This is a genomic window from Vibrio sp. YT-17 (assembly GCF_033337375.1).
Classification (GTDB): Bacteria; Pseudomonadota; Gammaproteobacteria; order Enterobacterales; family Vibrionaceae; genus Vibrio; species Vibrio alginolyticus.
The window spans coordinates 1-1419 of the sequence record NZ_JAWOQP010000086.1 but is presented as its reverse complement, the minus strand read 5'-3'; the positions used below and the strand labels follow the sequence as shown (position 1 = coordinate 1419).

Sequence of the window (1419 nt, the reverse complement as noted above, 5' to 3'; positions counted from 1 at the left end):
AATGTCTCCCAATGTCACATCGGCTTTACCATCCAATGCAATCGCGTTTGCGGTTAACTTCTCTAGAATAAAGCTAAGGTGGCTTTTGTTTAGGTCAAATGAGAGGTCAGAGACCATATCAACTTTCATTGGTGATTGTGGCAAAGCATCACCTTCAAAGCTTGATTTCAGCGTAAGCTTATTCAACAACACTTTGCTAATCGCTTGGTCAACTGTAAGCTGCCCACCGCCTTGCATGTCCAGCTTCATACCAGACGCACTGCCTTTAAGCGCGTAGCTAAGATTGTTTACTTTATCGAATTCAAATGTATCTAAGCCAATTTTTGCCGATTCAATAGTGTTGTTTGGATCAGTGTACGTCGCATCAACATTGATGTTCTTCAACGCATAACTTGCAAGACCTTTCGCCAGTTTAAAGTCAGCCTTACCTTTTGCAGTAAACTTCTGGTCATTCATTTCGCCTTTCATACCAAAGTCAGCTGTCGTCCAGCTGTCAAAAGCAAATTCAGAAAGGTTCAACGATACATCATACAGCTTGGTGTAATTGCCGGCTTGCTTGTCTTGAATTTCTAGTGAGCCATTAGAAACCGTAACACCAGCCAGGTTGATACTCCAATCTGAGCCTGCAGACTGTGATTCGCCACTTTGCTCTGGCGCAGTGTCTTTCGGTTGCTCTGCTTGTTGAGTTTGCGCTTTCGTTAAAGCATCAATGTTCTTGCTGCCGTCTTTCTTCGTTTCAACGTAGAACTCCGCACCATCTAAAGTAATGTTACCGATTTCAAGTTGTTTGCTAAAAAGTGGTGTGACAGAAACATCAACACCGACAGTGTCGACTTTAAAAAGATTTGGCTGACTAAAACCTTGCGGGTTACGCAGTTCGGTTCTTCCCAATTCAAAACCAATTGATGGGAAGAATTGCCAACTGATATCCCCTTCAATCACTAATTCTAACCCTGTTTGTTTCTGAGCTTGCTCAACAATCAGTGGCTTAAATTGGTTTGGATTGACAAAAATAGTTAACGCTAAAATTGCAGCAACAAATACCACAACAGGTATCGCGAGAACTAAGAGCAGTTTCTTCATTTGTTTTTCCTTGCTCGTGTGTTTTTAAAATTATAAGCGCAGACTAGATTTACCGCCGAGAGTTCCACAAAAGCGTGAAAATCATCCGGTTTTGACATGCAACTGACTAATTTAAAAACAAAAAAAGAAGTGGCACCTAAAGTGCCACTTCTTATCATAAAAATAAAGCGATATAGCCGTCTAAAGACTTAAGCTTTCAAAAGTTTTGCAATGTGAGCTTTTAGTACATCGATCGCGATACGGTTCTTACCGCCACGAGGTACGATGATGTCCGCATATTGCTTATAAGGTTCAATAAATTGCATGAACATCGGACGAACCGTTTGCTGGTATTGT

1 protein-coding gene and 1 pseudogene are annotated in these 1419 nt (G+C 41.2%); both read right to left on the bottom strand.

Features of this window, described 5'->3' with window-relative positions; all coding sequences use genetic code 11:
- Positions 1-1083 (bottom strand): AsmA family protein (locus tag R7F67_RS24040; protein WP_318057438.1); only part of this gene is annotated, 1083 nt, incomplete at its 3' end.
- Between the two features lie 188 nt (positions 1084-1271).
- A pseudogene (locus R7F67_RS24035) lies at positions 1272-1419 on the bottom strand (uridine kinase); the annotation flags it as partial.